Raw genomic sequence first — 17,310 nt, 5'->3', positions numbered from 1 at the left:
GGGCCGTCTCAGCTTCCGTAGGTCTTCACGTCGACCTTGGAATAGATCTCGTCCCAGTAGACCTTGGCCAGCGCATCGGGGCTCTGCACCCCGTCGACAAGGCCGCTCCACTTCTTCACGAGGCCGCGCAGCGAGGTCAGCATCTCGTCGCTGTCATCCAGGCCGTACTTTTCCTTGTAGCTTCCGGCCACTGCCTTCAGGTCCTTGTCGATGAAGGCCTGGTTCTTGGCGGCCAGATCGGCCGAGGGCGTCTCGGCCTTGATGCCACGGCTCTTCGCCTCCTTCATCGCGGCGATGCCGTCGTTGTAGTAGACGAAGTTCATGTCGGCGAAGAGGGTGGCGCCGGCCTTCATCACCGCCGCGCGCTCGGTCTCGCTCAGCCCGGTCCAGCGGTCGCGATTGAACATCGTCGGCAGCGGGAACTGTCCGCCCGGCACCCCCGGCACGACGTACTTCACGGCCTCGATGAAGCGGAAGTTCTTCATGTCGGTCGGGTTGCTGGCGGTGCAGTCGAGAACGCCCTGAGTCAGCGCCTCGAAGGTCTCGTTGACCGAGATCGTCACCGGCACCGCGGCCATCGCCTTGACCCAGCGCGACCAGTACGGCCCGGCGGTGCGGATCCTCAGGCCCTTCAGATCGTCCATCGTCGCCGCGGGCTTCATGCATTGCAGGATGTACGAGGTGGTGACGGCCGCCCCCATGAAAACCTGGTTCTGGCCGGCCACTTCCTTCTGGCAAGCCGGGCAGTGCAACATGACGAATTCCGACATCGCCCCTGCGAAGGCCATGAACGACTTCGGCGAGGCGAAGCCGTCGAGCTCCATCATCGGGGTGGCCTCGGCCATCATGTTGAGGCGGGGAAACTCGGCCGCGAAATAGGGGGTCAGGATGGTCGCGGCGTCGGCCATGCCCTCCTTCAGCCCGGAATTCGCCTCGGCGAAGTTGAGCAGGCTGAGCGAGTACACCTTCATCTTCAGCTTGCCATCCGTGGCCGCGTCGATCACCTTGGCATAGCTCTCGAACGCGCCCGTCGCGGCCGAGCTTGACGGCCAGCCGCTGGCATAGCTGAGGGTATCGGCGGACGCTGCGCCTGCGGCGAGCGCGGTCAGCGCGGTGACGCAAAGCATGCGCCGGATTGCCTTCTTCATCTGGGGTTCCTCCTCCCGTTGTCCCATCATTCGACCTCGGCCTTCGGCGGCCGGACCGGATGGTTCTCCTCCCGCGGTGCAAAGCGCGGGGTCCGCTTTTCACGGAATGCTGTCAGGCCCTCGGCAAGGTCGGCGCCGCCGAGATGGGCCGTGAATTCATCGATCTCCGCGCGCAGGCGCAGCGCCCGCGGTTCTGCCGCGGCGGCGGGGGCGGTCAGCCGCTTGATGCGGCCAATGACCTCGGGGCTGCAGGCGGCGATCTGTGCCGCGATCTCGCGCGCGCGGGGCATCAGCCGATCGGGGGGCAGCACCTCGTTCACCAGCCCCCAGTCGCAGGCGGTGCGGGCATCGATCATCCCCGCGGTGAAGAAGAGCTGGGCCGCCCGCGCACGCCCGATGCGCTCGGCCAGCCGCAGCGTGGCACCACCGGCCGGAACGATGCCGTATTTGGCGTGGCCGTCGCCCAACCGTGCCCCCTCGGCGGCCAGCACCATGTCGCAGCACAGGAGCATCTCCAGCCCGCCGGCAACCGCGACGCCGTTCGCCGCGCCGATCACCGGCACCGGCAGGTCCTCAATCATAGAGATGACGCGCTGGTTGTAGGCCAGCGTGTCGATCAGCGCACTGCCGTCCGCCGCCCGCGCCTCGTCGAATTCGATCAGGTCACCCCCGGCGCAGAACGCACGCCCCGACCCGGTCATGATCACCGCCCTGAGGTCCGGCAGCGCGGCAACCTCTCGCAGCCGGATCTCCAGCGACCGCATCAGCGCCCGCGACGCGGAATTGAGGCTTTCCGGACGGTCGAGCGTGACCAGCGCCACGCCCCCCGCAACCTCCAGCCCGACGCAGGCCGCATCGACGCGATAGGTCTGTGGAAGCGGGGCGAGCACCTCTGACAATGCCGCAAGGGACGCGGGTTCGGCACCCGAGACGATGGCATCCACCACCGTGCGCCGCTGTGCATCGGTGCTGACGACGACATCGAGGGTGGCGTCCGGCCCGCAATGCTCTGCCACTTCGAGGCGGAGCTTTTCCGCGATGGCGCGCTCGCGCAGGGCGGGCTTGAAGATCTTGCCGACCGAGGTCACCGGCAGGGCATCGATCACCAGTATTCGCCGGGGTCGCGCGGGGCGTTCGTGAATCCCCTCGTCCAGCGTCCGTTGCAGCGCGTCGAGGTTGATCGTCATGCCCGCCCGCGGGACGACGAAGAGGATCGGCACCTCGCCGGCGTACTGGTCGGGCATGCCGACGGCGGCCGAGATCTCGACATCCGGGGCGCGATTGGCCACGTCCTCGATCGCGGTCGGGTCGATATTGTGGCCGCTACGGACGATCAGGTCCTTCTCGCGTCCCGTCAGTACCAGCCGCTCGTCCTCGGTCAGATACCCCACGTCGCCGGTGGTCAGCCAACCTTCGGCATCCAGCACGCCTTCATTGTGGCGCGCCTCGACATAGCCGGGAAACACCTGCGGGCCGCGGATCTGGACAAGGCCGCTCTCGCCGGGTCCGCAGGGCGTCGTGCCATCTGCGATGCGCAGGATGCGCGTCTCGGAAAAGGGCGCGCGGAAGCCTACGGAACCCGCCACAGGCGTGCCGTGTCCCGGGTTGAAGGCAATGGCGGCCGCGGCCTCGGTCATCCCGTAGGTCTCGAAGATGCGCAGGCCTGTGATCTTCTCGAACCGGGCGCCGACGGCGGCGGGCAGCCCGGCGCCGCCGGTCGCGACCATGCGAAGGCGCGAGAGGTCGCGCCCCGGCGTCCATGTGCCGGCCAGCGCGCCGATCGAGGTCGGCACACCACTGATCACCGTCGCGTCGAGGGCCTCGGCGATCTGCCACAGGTTCCGCACCACGTCGGGCGGGCGCAGGGCGTAGGGCGACGGCACGATCATGTGCGCCCCCGCCGCCAGCACCGACAGCCCGGCCGTCATCGTGCCGCCGACGTGGAAGAATGGAAATCCGTTCACCACGGCGTCGGCCTCGTCATAGCCGAAGACCTGGCCGAAGCCGAAGGCCGCGTGGATCTGGTTGCCATGCGTCAGCTGCACCAGCTTCGGCCGCCCCGTGGTGCCCCCGGTGTGGAAAAGCGCGCAGACCGTGTCCGGATCGTCCGCCGGGGTGAAATCGAGGGTCCGCGACCGGATCCCCGCCATCGCCCGGTCGAGGGCAACGTAGCCCTCGGGCAGATCACCCTCGGCGCCGATCACCAGGATCTTGCGCAGCGACGGCACCGCCTTGAGGATCCCCGCCGTCTTCTGCCAGCAATCGGCATCAAGCTCCGGCGCGGGCACGACCAGGATCGTCGCCTTCTGGGCCGTCAGCAGATCGACGATCGCGTCGCGATTGAGAAGGTAGTTGATCGTGCTGGCGACGCCCGCCACCTGCGCTCCGAACAGCAGCGCCGGAAATTCCGGCAGTGTCGGCGAGAGAAAGGCGGCCACGCCGGCCCCGCGGGCAAGGCCGAGGGCGTGAAACAGGTTGCCCGCCCGCGTCACCTCTTCCAGCAGGTCCTCGTGCGAGAGGGCGACGCCGATGCGGCGCGGGTCGGGGCCGCGCAGCACGGTCAGCGCCGGCGACGACCCGCAATGCCGCGCTGTCGCCCTGAACAGATCGTAAAGGTTCCTTGCGCTTACCTGTTCGCGGTAGGGCAGCGCCTCGATCGCCCGGATGTCGTCGATCGTCTGCACGAGGCGTGCAGGTCTTGTCGTCTTCTGCATGTACTCCCTGCTCCTCCTCAGGGCGGGTCCTGTAGGGGGCCCGGGGTCGTGGAAATGAGGCTATCAGGGTGCCTGGGGCCGTCCTGCCTGTGCGCGCAAAACTCTTTCATCTGCGCGCAAGCCGCCGGTCCGGCGCTGGACAGCCCCCCGAGCCGGGGCTAGCTTTTCCGCAAGCTGTCCGCCCGGGGAGGGGCGGGCGCGAGGTGCCGGTCATGGTCTGGGGGGCGTATGCGAAGTGTCTTCTCGACGGACGATTACAAGCCCGCCGACCGCTACGCCGCCTGGAAGGAGGCGATCTGCAACGTCTATGTCCATGTCGACGTCGCCGCGAACCGGCCCGAGAGCTATCGCGGATCGGTCTCCGAGGCGCGTTTTGGCGACACAGTGCTGACGGATATCGCGCTGGCCGATCAGCGCATCGCGCGCGGTCGCACCCATCTCGCGCAGCTCGACAAGGATTGCTACTACGTCCAGCTGCTCCAGCACGGCAGGCTTGAGGTCCGCCAGCGCGGCCAGGCGCATGTCTCGAACCTTGCGCGTGGGGCGATTTTCAGCGCCTCCGAGGAATACGAGCTGCGCACCGGCGGTGACATCCGTGCCTATTACCTGGAACTGCCGCGCGACAGCTTCGCCTTGCGGTTTCCCGGGGGCACGGCCCCGGTCTCGGCGCCGATCAACACCGCGGTCGGCTTGGGGCGGATCGCGGTCGAGCTTTGCGCGCTGCTGGCGGCAGAGGGGCCGCATCTTGACGCCGCCGCTTCGGCCCGGCTGGGCGAGCAGATGATGGACATCCTCGCATTGTCGCTACAGGCCGGGCCGCATGACCTGCCGGAGATGGAAAGCGCCGTCACCACGGCGCGGCTCGGCGCGGTCAAGACCTGGATCGAGGCGCATCTCTTCGATCCCGCGCTCTCGCCCGAGCGCATCGCCACGGCGAACGGCATGTCGCTGCGTTCGCTCCACCTGCTGTTTCGTCAGGGTGACACCACGGTTTCGACCTGGGTGCGCAACCGCCGTCTGCAGCGCGCTTATGACAGCCTGCTCCGGGGCGACGTGTCGTCGATCACGATGCTGGCGCTCGAACACGGCTTCAACAGTTCAAGCCATTTCGCCACCAGCTTCCGCAACCGTTACGGGCTTTCGCCGCGCGAGGCGGCGCATGGCGGCACGGAGCGGGACTAAGGGGCTCGGCGCCACGAGCCCTGTGGCGGCTACGGCCAAGCTTTCGCCGGTCGCGCCAGGACCCGAGCCCTCGCAAGCCCGTTACAGCAACAACGACCCGCGGGGGCGCAGGAAGCCGACGTCAGCCCTGTTGCGCGGGCAAGGTGACGCGCAGGCCATCCATGTCTTCGGAGACGTCGATCTGGCAGGACAGGCGCGAACGGTCAGGGTGCGGTTCCCAGGCGAAATCCAGCAGGTCGGCTTCCATCTCCTTCATCGCTGGAAGGCGGTCGTACCAGCTCGGGTCGACGTAGACATGGCAGGTCGAGCAGCTGCAGGCGCCGCCGCATTCGGCAAGGATGCCGGGGATCGCCGCCGCGCGGGCGGTTTCCATGAGCGAGAGGCCGGGCGTGGCGTCGGCGGTGATCTCCTGCCCGTCGGCGGTGACGAAGGTGATGCGTGGCATGGGGCTCCTCAGGCGGGTTCGGTCTGGGTCAGCGGCAGGGCCTTCAGTGGCACCGAGACATCGGCCAGCGCGGCGGGGTCGGGCGACCTGCCCGTCTCGATCAGCCGCTTGGCGGTCATGTAGGCGCGCGGGTTGTTCATCGCGTCGACCGCCAGCAGCGCGGGACCCGCGAAATACCAGTGGCTGACGCTGCCCGGCGCTTCGCCGGGGCGGCGGATCACCCGGTCGTGGCCGGCGTTCAGCCCGGCGATCTGCAGCTTCACGTCGTACTGGTCGGACCAGAACCACGGCCGCGCGACATAGGGCGCCCCTTGGCCGAGCATCGCCGCGGCCACGGTTTCGGCCTGCGCGATGGCGTGGGGCACGGATTCAAGGCGGATCCGCCCGCTCCGATGCGGAAAGCTGGTGCAGTCGCCCGCGGCATGGATCCCGGGGGCGGAGGTCTGCCCCAGCGCATCCACCGCGATGCCGTTGGAAACCGCAAGGCCGGCGGCCTCGGCCAGCGCCGTCGAGGGGCGCACGCCGATGCCCGCGATCACGAAATCCACGGGCAGTTCGCTGCCATCCGACAGCCGCGCCGCGCGGACGCGGCCCCCTGTGCCCACAAGCTCCGACAGGCCGGTCGCGGTGCGGATGTCGACCCCGTGGCGCGCGTGCAGGGCGCGAAACCACTCCGCGGTCTCGGCGCAGGCCACCCGGGCAAGAAGGCGCGGCGCCATCTCGACCAGCGTGACCTGCAATCCCCGCGCGGCCGCCACCGCCGCGGCCTCGAGTCCGATGTAGCCGCCACCTACGATCAGCACCCGCTGGCCGGGCCGGAACTCCGGCGCCATCGCCTCGGCGTCGGCAAGGGTGCGCATGGTGTAGACCCCATTGAGCCCACCGCCCGCCGCCTCCGGCAGGCGGATCGGTTCGGCCCCGGTGCAGAGCGCGATCGCGGAACAGGCAAGACGGGTGCCGTCGGCCAGCACCAGCACCTTCGCGGCGGCCTCGACCGCCGCGACCGGCGCGCCGGTCGCCAGCGCGATCCCGGCCTCGGGATAGAAGCTTTCGGGGCGCAGGTAGAGCCTTTCGCGTGACATGTCGCCCAGCATGTATTTCTTGGACAGCGGCGGGCGCTGATAGGGCGGCGCGGTCTCTGCCCCGATCAGGCGGATTGGCGTTTCGCAACCCAGCGAGCGCAGCTTTGCGGCCAGCGCGAGGCCGGCCTGGCCTGCGCCGACGATGGCAATGGGATCCATGGGGGGTCTCCGTCCGGAACAGGCGGGCCGGCAGATGCGGCCCGCCCCGACCGCGTCAGTAGGTCTTGTAGCCGAGGAACTTGCCGTCGAGGACGATCTTCACCCGGTCGCCCTTGGGGTCGACGGTGCGCGAGATGTCCATGGTGAAATCAATCGCCGACATGATGCCGTCGCCGAACTCTTCCTCGATCAGCGCCTTCATCGTGGTGCCGTAGACGTTCACCACCTCGTAAAGCCGGTAGATCAGCGGATCGGTCGGCACGGCGGTGGGCAGCGATCCGCGGTAGGGCACGGTCATCAGGAGTGCGACCTCCTCGTCCGAGAAGTTCAGGCCAAGCGCGTTGCCGGCCTTGGCGGCCTGCTCCTTGGTGAGCGAGATCTGCCCCATGAGGGCGGCGGTGGTCCATTCCTTCGACTGGCCCACCGCATCGGCCACGTCGGACCACTTGATATCGTGAAAGGTCTTGTGGGCGACGATCTTCTCGGTGAGTTCGGCACGGGTGGTCATCTGGGTTGCTCCTGGTCGGTTGTCTGGTGTCGGTTGTGGGTACGGTGAAGCGGGGGCGCGTCAGGCCCGCCCACCGGATCGGCGGGGGCCGCATGCCGCGGGTTTCAGGGGGTGTGTCGTGTCCCCCGGGGGCGGGGAAAAGGCGGTCTGCGCTCAGCCCTCGAGTTCGGCAATCAGCTTGCGCAGATGCTTGGTCGCGGGGGTGACGATGGCGACGAAATAGGCCTCTCGCAGGCGCCGCTGCGCCGCGCCGTGGCTGACATAGCCGCGGGCGCCGCAATGCAGCTGGGCCCAATGTGCCGCCTCGACCGCCAGCTCGCTGCCTGCGAGGCGTGCCCGAAGGACGCGCAGGTAGAAGGCGTCGCTCTCGTCATAGGGGGTCTTGGCAAGCTCCATGACCTCGGCGGTCAGGCTGTCCAGCGCGGCCTCGATGTCCGCGGGCTGCTTTTCGAGGTAGCGGTTGACGTGGCCCAGCGGCCCCTCGACCTGGCGCATCAGCTCGACGCACTTGCGGGCGATCCCGAGGGCCATGCCGCATTGCAGGAGGGTGAAGCCCGGGCGGATACGCCGGACGAAGGCCGGGGCCGGGTCGGCCAGCACATAGGCATCAGGCACGAAGACGTCGCGGAACTGCACGTTGCAGGTGGCGGTGCCGCCCATGGCGACGAAATCATGGTCAAGCTTGAGGCGGATCCCTTCCCACCCGGCATGGACGATCGCCATCACCCGGCGCGGGCTGTCCGATCCTTCCTCGGCTACATGGAACATGGTGCCGAAATAGCCGTCTTCGACCAGGTTGGAGACCCAGGGCAGAACGCCCCTGATGCGATACCCGCCGTCGACGCGCTCACCCTTGAGGCGCATCGGCTCGATCTCTCCCATCGCCTTCATCGGGTTCGACATCCCGGTGCCGCCAAGCGCCTCGCCGCGCGCCACCCGCGGCAGGATCTCGGTCTTGAGAAAGTCGTTGCCGGAGGAGGCGATGTACCAGCCCAGCGTGTCCTGGCACCAGACGCAGAACCCGGTGGAGAGGCATTCCTCCGAGGTGCGCGCCATGGCGAGGATCGCGGTGCCAAGGTCCGCCTCGCCGCCCTGCACCCCGCCGAGATGGGTGGCGTAGGCGCCGGCGGCACCGTAGGCGCGCATCACGTCTTCGGCGTAGTGCCGTTCGTCGTCGATCCTGCGTGCCATCGGCGCAAGCATCTGGGCCGAAACGCGCTCGATCCCGGCGGCATCATAGAGGGTGAAGGGGGCCACGACGTTCATGTCCGATCTCCTGTGGGGTGGGGAGGGGGCCGCGCCCGCCCGTTGCGGGCGCGGCCCCTTTTCAGGCGCGTTTCGGGCGGTCGGTTCAGACCGCTTCGGCGACCATGTTGACCGGGCGCTTGAAGGTGTTGAACACCGGCGACCACTGGCAGACATGGGCGATCAGCGCGTCGATCTCGGCCTGCGGGCAATCGGCCTTCATGTCGACCTTGAGGCGCACGTCGGTAAAGCCCACCGGCTTTTCCGAAACGTCGCCCGTACCCCAGACGGCGGTGATGTTGAGGTCGCCCTCAAGCTCGATCGCGAGCGACTGGATCTTGATGCCCCGCGCGATGGCGTTGGCATGAAGCCCCACCGCAACGCACGATCCCAGCGCGGCCAGCGAGGCCTCGGACGGGTTCGGCGCGGTGTCGTCGCCCAGAAGCCCGGGGGGCTCGTCCACGATGTAGGGCTCGAGGTCGCGGATGTAGTTGGCGTGGCGGAAGCGGCCCTCGGCCACCGTCTTGCACTTCAGCGTCTTGACGGCCTTCGGGTTGGCCTTGCCGTTCTCGATCAGCTTTTCCAGCCCGCCCTTGTCGATCGGGTCGAGGCCATCGGGCACGAGGCAGCCGGTCAGGGCGGTTGCGGGTTCAGACATGGGATATCCTCCTGGTTTGTCTGGATTTCAGGGTCAGTGCGCGGAGCTGCGCACCCAGTTGAACTTTTTGACGAGCTGGCCCACGGCGGCGTCGAGGCCGAAGCCGATCACACCGATGATCACCACCGTGGCGCCGAGCCGTGCATAGTCGAGCGTGTCGCGCGCATCGTTGATCGCGTAGCCGAGGCCCGAGGTGACGCCGAGGTATTCGGCCGGCACCAGCACCACCCAGGCCACCCCGAGGGCAAGGCGAATGCCCTGCAGGATGTCGACCGCGACGGCGGGCAGGATCACGGTGAGCAGCATCGCCACCGGCCGCGCCCCGAGGTTGCGCGCGACCTTCAGCCAGGCCGGGTCGATCCGGCGCACGCCGCCGGCGGTCGAGAACAGGATCGGCCAGACCGCGGCCATGGCGATCAGGAAGACGATCGCGCCGTTCCAGGTGGCGAAGGCCATCACCGCGATCGGCATCCAGCTGAGCGGAGAGATCATCCGCAGGAACTGGAACGGCACGTTGCAGATCTCGTGGACCCGGGGCATCCGTCCGATCACGATACCCACCGGCACGCCCACCAGCGTGGCGAACAGAAGGCCCAGCCCCACCCGTTGCAGCGACGGCCCGGCCATGCGGGCGGCATCCCCGCTCTCGACCATCTGCACGAGGCTGGTGAGCGTCGGCGCCGGCGCGAAATCGGCAAAGGCGGACAGGTCCGGATCATGCGCGATGCCCCAGCCGCCAAGCCACCAGAGCGCCATGAGCGCGGCGATCCCGAGGGCGGCATTGGCAATCCCTCGGGCATGGCCAAGCCGCGGCAGGGACCTTGGGCGGGATCTGCCGGCAGAACCGGCGGAGGGGGCAGCGGAGGGTTCGGCAAGGCTCATAGCTTGATCACCTCTTCGCGGACATAGGGATTGTCGCCGCCCGAGACCGAGGGATCCTTCTTCCATTCCGGGTACTTCTCGCAGGCCGCGCGGATGTGGTCGTAGTTCACCAGATCCTTGGCGACGAACGCGGGGTCGAGCCCGTCGAGGAACTTGTCATCGCCCGAAACGACGGTCTTGTTCATCTGCTCGACGATGAACTTGGTCGCCGAGGGATAGGGCCAGGGCTGAAAGTCGATGCGGCCGTTGTGGAACGCGTCCCAGTTCTTGATCGCGCCGCTTTCGATATAGGGCTTGTGGTCCTGATAGAGGGTCATGCCGCGCACCACCACCGGGGCCGGTGCGGGCAGGTAGCCCTTGCCGTCCTTCGACAGCATCTTCGCCACCGCTTCCTTGTTCTGGCTGGCGTAGACCGAGGCCCGGACGAGGGCGTTCATCGCCTTCTGCGTCCATTCGGGGTTCGCGCTCACCCGCTGCTCGTTCATGCAGATGACGCAGCAGGGATGGTTCTTCCACATGTCGCCGGTAAAGCGCAGCATGCGCGCCCCGGCCTTCAGCTCTCCCAGCGCGTTGAACGGCTCGGCAACGATGTAGGCATCGATCTTGCGCGCGGCGAGGGCGGCCGGCATCTCGGGCGGCGGCAGGACCTGAAGGTTGCATTCGTCGGGGGCAAGCTTGGCGCCCTGCGGCTTGATCACGGCCTTTACGCCGGCTGCGCGCAAGGCGTATTGCAGCACGATGTTGTGCATCGAATACCAGAACGGCACGGCCACCTGCTTGCCGCCGAGGCCCTTGAAATCCTCGATATCGGTATGCTTGCCCACCACGATGGCCGAGCCGTTGGTATGCGCCCAGCCCATCACCTTGACCGGGAACTTGTTGTTGTAGCGCATCCAGATCGGGATCGGGTTGAGCAGGTGCACAAGGTTGAACTTGCCGGCTGCGAAGCCTTCGATCAGGGCCGACCAGCTTCGGATCAGCGTGGGCTTCGCGACCTTCAGCCCCTCGTCTTCGAAATACCCCTGGGCGTGGGCGACCAGCAGCGGCGTGGCATCGGTGATCGGCAGATAGCCGATGCGCACCACGTCGTCGTCGGCCGCGGCCCGGGCGACCTGGGGCAGCGCCCCGGCGACCCCGCCCAGAAGCGCCGCAAGACCGCCCTTGGCCAGCATGTCGATGGTCTGGCGGCGACCGGTGTCGATGCGGTCCTCGCCGCCGCAGCAGGCGCCGTGCAGATCGTGATCGTGGGGGCGGGTCGTCTCGGTCATGGCGTGCCTTTCGCGGTTGTCCGGTCGGTCAGGAGAGTCAGGAGCGGGGCGCATCGTCGGCCGCCCTGGCGTAAAGCTTCATCAGGCGGGCGTGTTCGCCCTGGAACGCGTCGGAGCCGCCGTCGCGCTCCGCCTCGTCGAGCGTGATCGGCGTGTCGCAGGAGACCCGCCCCGGATTGGCCTCAAGCACGATCACCCGGTCGGACATGCGCACCGCTTCGGCCACGTCGTGGGTGACGAGGATCAGCGTCAGCCCGAGGTCGCGGGCGATGTCGCGCACGTCCTTCTGAAGGTTGCGCCGGGTGAAGGCGTCGAGCGCCGAGAACGGCTCGTCGAGCAGGAGAAGCTCCGGCCTCGGCGCAAGCGACCGGGCCAGGGCCACGCGCTGCTGCTGCCCGCCCGAAAGATCCTGTGCGTTGCGGTCGGCAAAGGCGCCAAGATCGACCAGGTCGAGGATTTCGGGGATCCGCGTCGCGATCTCCTTGGTGCGGCGGGTAAAGCGCAGCCCGAGTGCCGCGTTCTGCGCGACCGTCATCCATGGAAACAGCGACGGCGCCTGGAACATCATCACCCATCTGGGGGAGGGCTCGCGTACCGTCTTGCCGTTGATCACCACCTCGCCCGCCGAAGGGTGCGAGAGCCCCGACAGCATGTGCAGCAGGGTGGACTTGCCACAGCCCGAGCGGCCCAGAAGCGCCACGATCTCTCCGGCGCGGATCTCGAGGTCGATCCCGTCGAGCACCTTGCCGTCATGCCTGCGGTAGCTGTGGGAGAGGCCCTTGATCGCCACATGCGCCCCCACAGGCGCCGGTCGCGCAGCCGGCGACCCCTGGGCGAGGTGCGGTGCGGAGGCGGCGGCAGATCCGCGGAATGTCAGGGGCGCAGTCATGCGATGTCTCCCGATAAGACGAACAGGTCTGTCTTATCAGCGCAGCACCCAGGGCGATCGGTCAACCATCACGGCCGCCACTGCCGCCAGATTTCGAAACAGCAGAAAAATTCACCAATTATTGTGGTAGACTGCTCGTATCCGGTCGGATTTGTCGCAAATCTACTGTGCTGGGGCGATTCTGTCCCCCAAGTATGTGGGGCAGAATATGAACAGATCTGTCTTGAATTTTTCGGATGATCATGGCAGTGCTATGATCAAGGGCGGCACCGTTACTTGGGGAGATGACAGGATGGATGACGGCGTGCAGGGCTTCTGCCCCAACGGCCCGCTCGACTGGAGCTTTGCCGCGCAGCCCGCCACGTCGGCCCGCGACAGGATCATGCGGGCGGCCTCTCATCTGTTCTGCAACCACGGCTTTTCCGCCACCGGCGTCGATACGATCATCGCCCGGGCCGAAACCGCCAAGGCCACGCTCTACCATCACTTCACCTCGAAGGAGGAGTTGATCGCCGCCGTGCTGGAGGCGGAGGGAGAGACATGGCGCAGGTGGTTCTTCGGCAGGCTGGCCCGGATCGAGGGGCCGGCGCGGGTGCGGCTTCTGGTGGTCTTCGACGTGCTGCACGACTGGTTCGCCGACCCGGCCTTCTACGGTTGTCCGTTCATCAATGCGGTGGCCGAGTTCGACACCGGCAACGACGCGGTGCGGGCGGCGGCGGCGCGGCACAAGGAACACCTGCTGACCTGGCTGAAGGCGCAGGCGATCGAACTTGATGCCCCCGATGCGGCGGAGGTCGCGCGCAGCTTCGCGGTGCTGATCGACGGGGCAATCGTGGCGGCGCAGCATTCGCGCGACCCCAGCTTCGCCCTGACGGCGCGCAGGCTGGCCGAGGGGTATCTCGATGGCATGCCTCTCGGACGCGGCGCGCGCGGGGCCGCGCCTCGGGGACCGGGCAAGAGCGCGGTTTAGTCACGACCCCCATTTGCGGTGAGGGGGCATTCGCCCGTTCGACCCTCGCGGAGCGCCCCGGCTGCAGGGCGAAATGACATGTAGGTTCAGGCCGCGTTCCAGCCTTCCGAAAAGGTTGACGATGATGGCCGCGAACAGCGGGTAAAGCGCTGCCGTCGCAGGGCAGATTTCGAAGAACTGGAAGGTCCGTGCGGCGACCTTGCTGGCAAGCCCCGTCAGATCGGTCAGCGTGACCAGGCTGACCAGCGACGTCGACTGGAACAGGAAGATGAATTCGTTGGCATAGGCAGGCAGCATGACGTGTCCCATGCCGGCACGGATGCGCAGCTTGCGCACGTCTTCCCGACGGCGGCGCGAATGCCGGCCCATCGGGTTCTGACTGCCCTCCAGCCGAAGCGTCCCGCGATCGGGCTCCTTAACCAGATTGAGACGGCGCAGGAAGGTGCTCTTGCCCGATCCGGACGCCCCGATCAGGCCGGTGACCGAGCCCTGGCGGGCGACGAGATCCAGGCCCTGGAGCACCTCGAAGGTACCGAAGGACTTGTGGATGCCGTCGGCCCGCCGGGCCGGGGTGTCCGACCGGAATGTCCGGCACGTAGGTCACCGGCGCGCCTCGATCGCCACGGCGGAAAGGCAGGCGAGTTCGAACATCAGGTTCGCGGCGTTGATGCAGGTGATGCCGCTGGGGTCCAGCGAGGGCACGACCTCGCAGATATCGCCGCCGATCATGTTCAGGCCGGTCAGTCGCCGCAGGATCATCTGCAGATCGCGCATCATGCGGCCTCGATCAGCGCCTCGGGGCTGGCCTGATCCTCGAAGCGCAGCTCCCACGACAGTGTGCAACTGCCTGCCACCACATTGCGGGCCGTCCCGCCCGCGATCACCCCGGCGTTGAAGCGGGCGGTTTCCGGCAGCGCGCCGGACATGTCGCAGACAAAGTGGCTGGCGGCCTCGATGGCGGACAGGGTGTCGCGCCGGTCCGCACCATGGCCCGCGCGCCCGATGAACAGGCTTTCCATGTCGACCACCCCGGGATGCGCGGAGCAGGGATGCAGATCCGTCGGCTCGCCCACGATGACCAGCCCCGGCCGGATCCCGAGCGCCGCGCATTGCGCTGGCAACAAGGCAGCGCCCGCCATGGTGGTTTCTTCGTCGAAGGTGATGGCCACGCTCTGAGGCGATCCCGGCTGTCCCGCCTCGGCCACGGCCAGAACGCAGGCCAGAAAACCCTTCATGTCCGTGGTCCCGCGCCCGATCAGCCGTGCGCCGTCGCGCCTGAGCGTGAAGGGATCGCCCGCCCATTCCGCGGCTTCGGCCGGCACCACGTCAAGATGCCCGGCCCAGAGCGTACCGCCTTCTCTCTCATCGCCGAAATGCGCGATCAGATTGGCGAAACCGGGTGTCGCGGCGGGGGGGCAGATGCACCCCGGCCCCGGCATCGCGCAGCCGCGCCGCGATCACCTGCTGGTGGTGCAGAAGCGGCGTACCGCTCGGGGTCGGCATGGCGACGAGCTGGTCCAGCCAGCGTTCGGCAGCCTCCAGCCTCCTGTCGGCGCCGCTCATGCCCCGGCCTCCGCAGCCCGGGCTTGCCCGGGAAGACCGCCGTTCCGCCGTATCGGGGGCAGGGCGTCCCAAGGGCCCTGCATGACCTTCCGCACCGCAGCGGTGGCCCGGTCCTGTCGCACGGTCCCGCGGGCCGGAACGGTCGTGGGGCTGCCCATGATGCAGGGTGCGGTCACGGCGCCCCCGCGCGCTGCACCAAAGCCGCCATGCCCGGCAGGCCATGCGTTCCGGCGCCGGGTCTGCGGCGGCATGGCAGGAAGATGAAGGCAGGTCTCCTGCTGCATGGCTCAAACCTTTGCCAGCGCGGTACGCAGCGCGTTCAGGACCAGTGATGGACCCGACAAAAAATGTCCACTTCGGAGATTTAACTTATTGATTTATATTGGATGGTAACTGTCTGGGGCGGGGAAAATGACCACTTCACACGAGTCTATTGGCCATCGATTTATTCAAAAAAATGCCGCCCGGGGGCGGCATCGACAAAAAGTGTTAGGAAGCGTCAGCGGAGCCAGGCGTCTGGCAGATCGGAACGTCGGTAGAGGGTGAAGCCGACGCCTCGAGGGTCGTACATCGGTCTTATTCCGCGTTCCCGAATTTCTTTTTCGAGGACGTGCTGTCGAAGGCCCGTTTCGAGCGGAAGCCGTTTCTTCGTAACATACCGTTCGCGGAAGTCCGCCATAGCATCGGGTGAAATCCAAGGGTCCCGATCGATGTCGTTCGCACGAAGCAGAGGGCCATCTCCGTGACTTTCGAGCAGACGCTTGTCGGCCGCTGGGTTGATGCCGAGCATCAAGAACGCAATCGGTGCGGACATCCCCGGGCGAGGGACGCCGAGCGCGCGCTTGATTTCGATTGGGTCGACCATAACCGCGTGGAAGCCACTGCCACCCCTGAGCCTGCAGCATCGGCGAAGCCGCCCGTCGAAGAGAAACATGACAATCTCCACGAGGAGAGTGCGGGTTTTCTCCGCAGCCTTCTCAAGAGGCACATGCCGCGGCGGCACCTCGTCGACTTCTCCGATGCGTTTACCCAATCGTAGCAGCAACTCTTCAACGTCAGCGCGGGCCACTGCCTGTCCCAGTTCGCCGACAATATCCTGATCTCGGATTCTTCGCAGTAGGCCAGCACTGAACAAGGCGTCGACAAGAGGCTGCGAAGCTCCCAGGAGTTCGGGGAGATGCGTGGTGGGCACTAAATTCTGAAGGAACGCGATGATAGGATCGACTTCCGCATTAGTCACTATGATTTGGCAGCAAGGAACGTTCCTGCGGGCAGTGGGCACCAAGCCCTTTGCGATCAGGATGTCACGCAACGTGGGCGAATGGAGCAGTTCTGCGGCCGCTACCTTCGCAATGGTCCCATAGCGGGGAGCATCGACGGGGCGCCCCAGCAATATCTGACCTCTTTTCACGGGCGTCGTGTCGAGGATCTGCTCCCGTACGAGCTCGCGGATTGGGCCAGGGTGCTTGGCCAAATTGCTGGCTGAGAGCCAGCTGTAGAGCATTCCATAGGCCTTGCGAGGGCTCGCGATGCCGGCCCGGTTGCTCGTATTGGCAAGTAGGCTCTTCAGCGTAGCGCGGATTCCGCTGTCGCCACTGGAGACGATGCTCCAGGCTTCCCGCCCGGCCGCGTCCCGCATGTCTTGCGTCATGTCGTTGAAACGCTGGTTAGGACCGAAGGCCAGAAGGCCACCTAACATTTCCGTTGCGCGGACCGCTTGGTCAGGGGTGATCAGCCACCACTGATCAGCCCAGAAAATGTTCTCTTGAACGATGCGCCCCTCAAGCATCTGCCAGGCGGTGGCGAAATGGTCGATCGAGAGATAATCGTCTTCGGCAAGGAGTGCCTGCTCGATAGCGTGGATGATGTATTCGATCGCCTGACCGAAGCGATTACGGGATGCGTGAAACAGCCTCCCGATGAGATCACGCTCAGCAGTCGGAACCAGCCCTGCACGCTCACAGAACGCTGCGATCAGTTCCTCGAATGCTTGTCCGTCGATTTCCTCAACCAGTGGTGCCCAGAACGTCGTGGAAAACCTACGTTGGACCTGCGGATCCGTGCGGATGACTTTCGCGAGATCCTCTGTTCCAGACAGGATGACCACGATCGCATCGCCGCCCTGCATGAGGGTCTTGATTGCCCTCAGGATCAGGTTGCGGTCGGCACAGAACAAGTCATGCGCTTCATCGATCCAGAGTACCGCAGTCTGCATCAGGCTCAGGCGTTCCCTCAGAAGTTGCCAGAGTGACCATGCCTCTTTGCGACGCGAAGGGTCGGGGTAGCCTGTCTTCTTGATGAGCTCGCAGGTCATGCTCTTTGACCTGCCCCCCGCGAGATCCCTCAGTCTGATGTAGAGTCTGCTCAACCGCGAAGGAGCAGACGAATGAGGAAAAGCCGTTTCAGCGAGACGCAGATCATCGGAATGATCAAGGAGCAGGAGGCGGGGATGACCACGGCTGAGGTGTGCCGCAGGCATGGCCTCAGCCCGGCGACGTTCTACAAGCTGAAAGCCAAGTATGGCGGCATGGAGGTCTCCGAGGCCGCCAGGCTGAAGGCGCTGGATCGAGCCATCCACTCCATCAATGGCGCGATCA

17 protein-coding genes and 1 pseudogene are annotated in these 17,310 nt (G+C 66.7%); 3 read left to right on the top strand and 15 right to left on the bottom strand.

The window, feature by feature from the left end; all coding sequences use genetic code 11:
• Positions 1–8 precede the first annotated feature (8 nt).
• A complete protein-coding gene (locus CVV76_RS14380; protein ID WP_158243158.1) occupies positions 9–1,148 on the bottom strand; it encodes a C4-dicarboxylate TRAP transporter substrate-binding protein in 1,140 nt (379 codons plus the stop codon).
• 26 nt (positions 1,149–1,174) lie between these two features.
• Positions 1,175–3,862, bottom strand: coding sequence for an AMP-binding protein (locus CVV76_RS14375; protein WP_158243157.1), 2,688 nt, complete (start codon positions 3,860–3,862; stop codon positions 1,175–1,177).
• A gap of 228 nt (positions 3,863–4,090) precedes the next feature.
• On the opposite strand from CVV76_RS14375, the gene CVV76_RS14370 reads away from it, so the two are divergent.
• Positions 4,091–5,044 (top strand): AraC-like ligand-binding domain-containing protein, encoded by a 954-nt coding sequence (locus CVV76_RS14370; RefSeq protein WP_102225352.1) that lies wholly within the window; start codon positions 4,091–4,093, stop codon positions 5,042–5,044.
• Positions 5,045–5,165: 121 nt separating this feature from the next.
• Here the strand turns inward: CVV76_RS14370 and CVV76_RS14365 are convergent, their stop codons facing one another.
• The 8 genes from CVV76_RS14365 to CVV76_RS14330 form a co-directional block, all read right to left on the bottom strand.
• Positions 5,166–5,489, bottom strand: coding sequence for a 2Fe-2S iron-sulfur cluster-binding protein (locus CVV76_RS14365; RefSeq protein WP_102225351.1), 324 nt, complete (start codon positions 5,487–5,489; stop codon positions 5,166–5,168).
• A gap of 8 nt (positions 5,490–5,497) precedes the next feature.
• The gene (locus CVV76_RS14360) at positions 5,498–6,730 is read right to left on the bottom strand and encodes an NAD(P)/FAD-dependent oxidoreductase (RefSeq protein WP_102225350.1); all 1,233 of its coding nucleotides are present in this window, start codon (positions 6,728–6,730) and stop codon (positions 5,498–5,500) included.
• 55 nt (positions 6,731–6,785) lie between these two features.
• Positions 6,786–7,238 (bottom strand): cyanase, encoded by a 453-nt coding sequence (cynS, locus tag CVV76_RS14355; RefSeq protein WP_102225349.1) that lies wholly within the window; start codon positions 7,236–7,238, stop codon positions 6,786–6,788.
• A gap of 153 nt (positions 7,239–7,391) precedes the next feature.
• The gene (locus tag CVV76_RS14350; protein WP_102225348.1) at positions 7,392–8,504 is read right to left on the bottom strand and encodes an acyl-CoA dehydrogenase family protein; all 1,113 of its coding nucleotides are present in this window, start codon (positions 8,502–8,504) and stop codon (positions 7,392–7,394) included.
• 85 nt (positions 8,505–8,589) lie between these two features.
• Positions 8,590–9,141, bottom strand: a complete 552-nt coding sequence (locus CVV76_RS14345) for an OsmC family protein (RefSeq protein ID WP_102225347.1) — start codon at positions 9,139–9,141, stop codon at positions 8,590–8,592.
• Between the two features lie 33 nt (positions 9,142–9,174).
• The gene (locus CVV76_RS14340) at positions 9,175–9,897 is read right to left on the bottom strand and encodes an ABC transporter permease (protein ID WP_199178611.1); all 723 of its coding nucleotides are present in this window, start codon (positions 9,895–9,897) and stop codon (positions 9,175–9,177) included.
• A 122-nt stretch (positions 9,898–10,019) separates the two neighbouring features.
• On the bottom strand, positions 10,020–11,291 hold the full coding sequence (locus CVV76_RS14335; protein ID WP_146010297.1) for an ABC transporter substrate-binding protein: 1,272 nt from the start codon (positions 11,289–11,291) through the stop codon (positions 10,020–10,022).
• Between the two features lie 37 nt (positions 11,292–11,328).
• The gene (locus CVV76_RS14330) at positions 11,329–12,180 is read right to left on the bottom strand and encodes an ABC transporter ATP-binding protein (protein ID WP_102225345.1); all 852 of its coding nucleotides are present in this window, start codon (positions 12,178–12,180) and stop codon (positions 11,329–11,331) included.
• 292 nt (positions 12,181–12,472) lie between these two features.
• Here CVV76_RS14330 and CVV76_RS14325 point away from each other — a divergent pair, with 292 nt between their 5' ends.
• Positions 12,473–13,150, top strand: coding sequence for a TetR/AcrR family transcriptional regulator (locus tag CVV76_RS14325; protein WP_102225344.1), 678 nt, complete (start codon positions 12,473–12,475; stop codon positions 13,148–13,150).
• Here the strand turns inward: CVV76_RS14325 and CVV76_RS14320 are convergent, their stop codons facing one another.
• The 5 genes from CVV76_RS14320 to CVV76_RS14305 form a co-directional block, all read right to left on the bottom strand.
• On the bottom strand, positions 13,151–13,672 hold the full coding sequence (locus CVV76_RS14320; RefSeq protein ID WP_233192948.1) for an ATP-binding cassette domain-containing protein: 522 nt from the start codon (positions 13,670–13,672) through the stop codon (positions 13,151–13,153).
• 78 nt (positions 13,673–13,750) lie between these two features.
• Positions 13,751–13,927 (bottom strand): arginase family protein, encoded by a 177-nt coding sequence (locus tag CVV76_RS14315; protein ID WP_199178610.1) that lies wholly within the window; start codon positions 13,925–13,927, stop codon positions 13,751–13,753.
• Entirely contained in the window at positions 13,924–14,589 is a 666-nt protein-coding gene (locus CVV76_RS14310) for a M20/M25/M40 family metallo-hydrolase (RefSeq protein ID WP_102225342.1), read from the bottom strand. The genes CVV76_RS14315 and CVV76_RS14310 overlap by 4 nt, the downstream gene beginning before the upstream one ends.
• Complete coding sequence (locus CVV76_RS24695; protein ID WP_146010296.1) at positions 14,513–14,713, bottom strand: hypothetical protein; 201 nt, start codon at positions 14,711–14,713, stop codon at positions 14,513–14,515. Before CVV76_RS24695 ends, CVV76_RS14310 begins: the two co-directional genes overlap by 77 nt.
• A gap of 499 nt (positions 14,714–15,212) precedes the next feature.
• The gene (locus CVV76_RS14305) at positions 15,213–17,027 is read right to left on the bottom strand and encodes a TniB family NTP-binding protein (RefSeq protein WP_233192965.1); all 1,815 of its coding nucleotides are present in this window, start codon (positions 17,025–17,027) and stop codon (positions 15,213–15,215) included.
• Positions 17,028–17,099: 72 nt separating this feature from the next.
• Here CVV76_RS14305 and CVV76_RS25415 point away from each other — a divergent pair.
• Positions 17,100–17,279 (top strand): annotated as a pseudogene (locus tag CVV76_RS25415) (transposase); the annotation flags it as partial.
• Between the last annotated feature and the right edge of the window lie 31 nt (positions 17,280–17,310).

Origin of the sequence: Acidimangrovimonas sediminis, assembly GCF_002871005.1 — a bacterium.
Lineage (GTDB): Bacteria > Pseudomonadota > Alphaproteobacteria > Rhodobacterales > Rhodobacteraceae > Acidimangrovimonas > Acidimangrovimonas sediminis.
The sequence above is the reverse complement of the archived record's forward strand: the minus strand, read 5'-3'. Positions and strand labels throughout refer to the sequence as shown.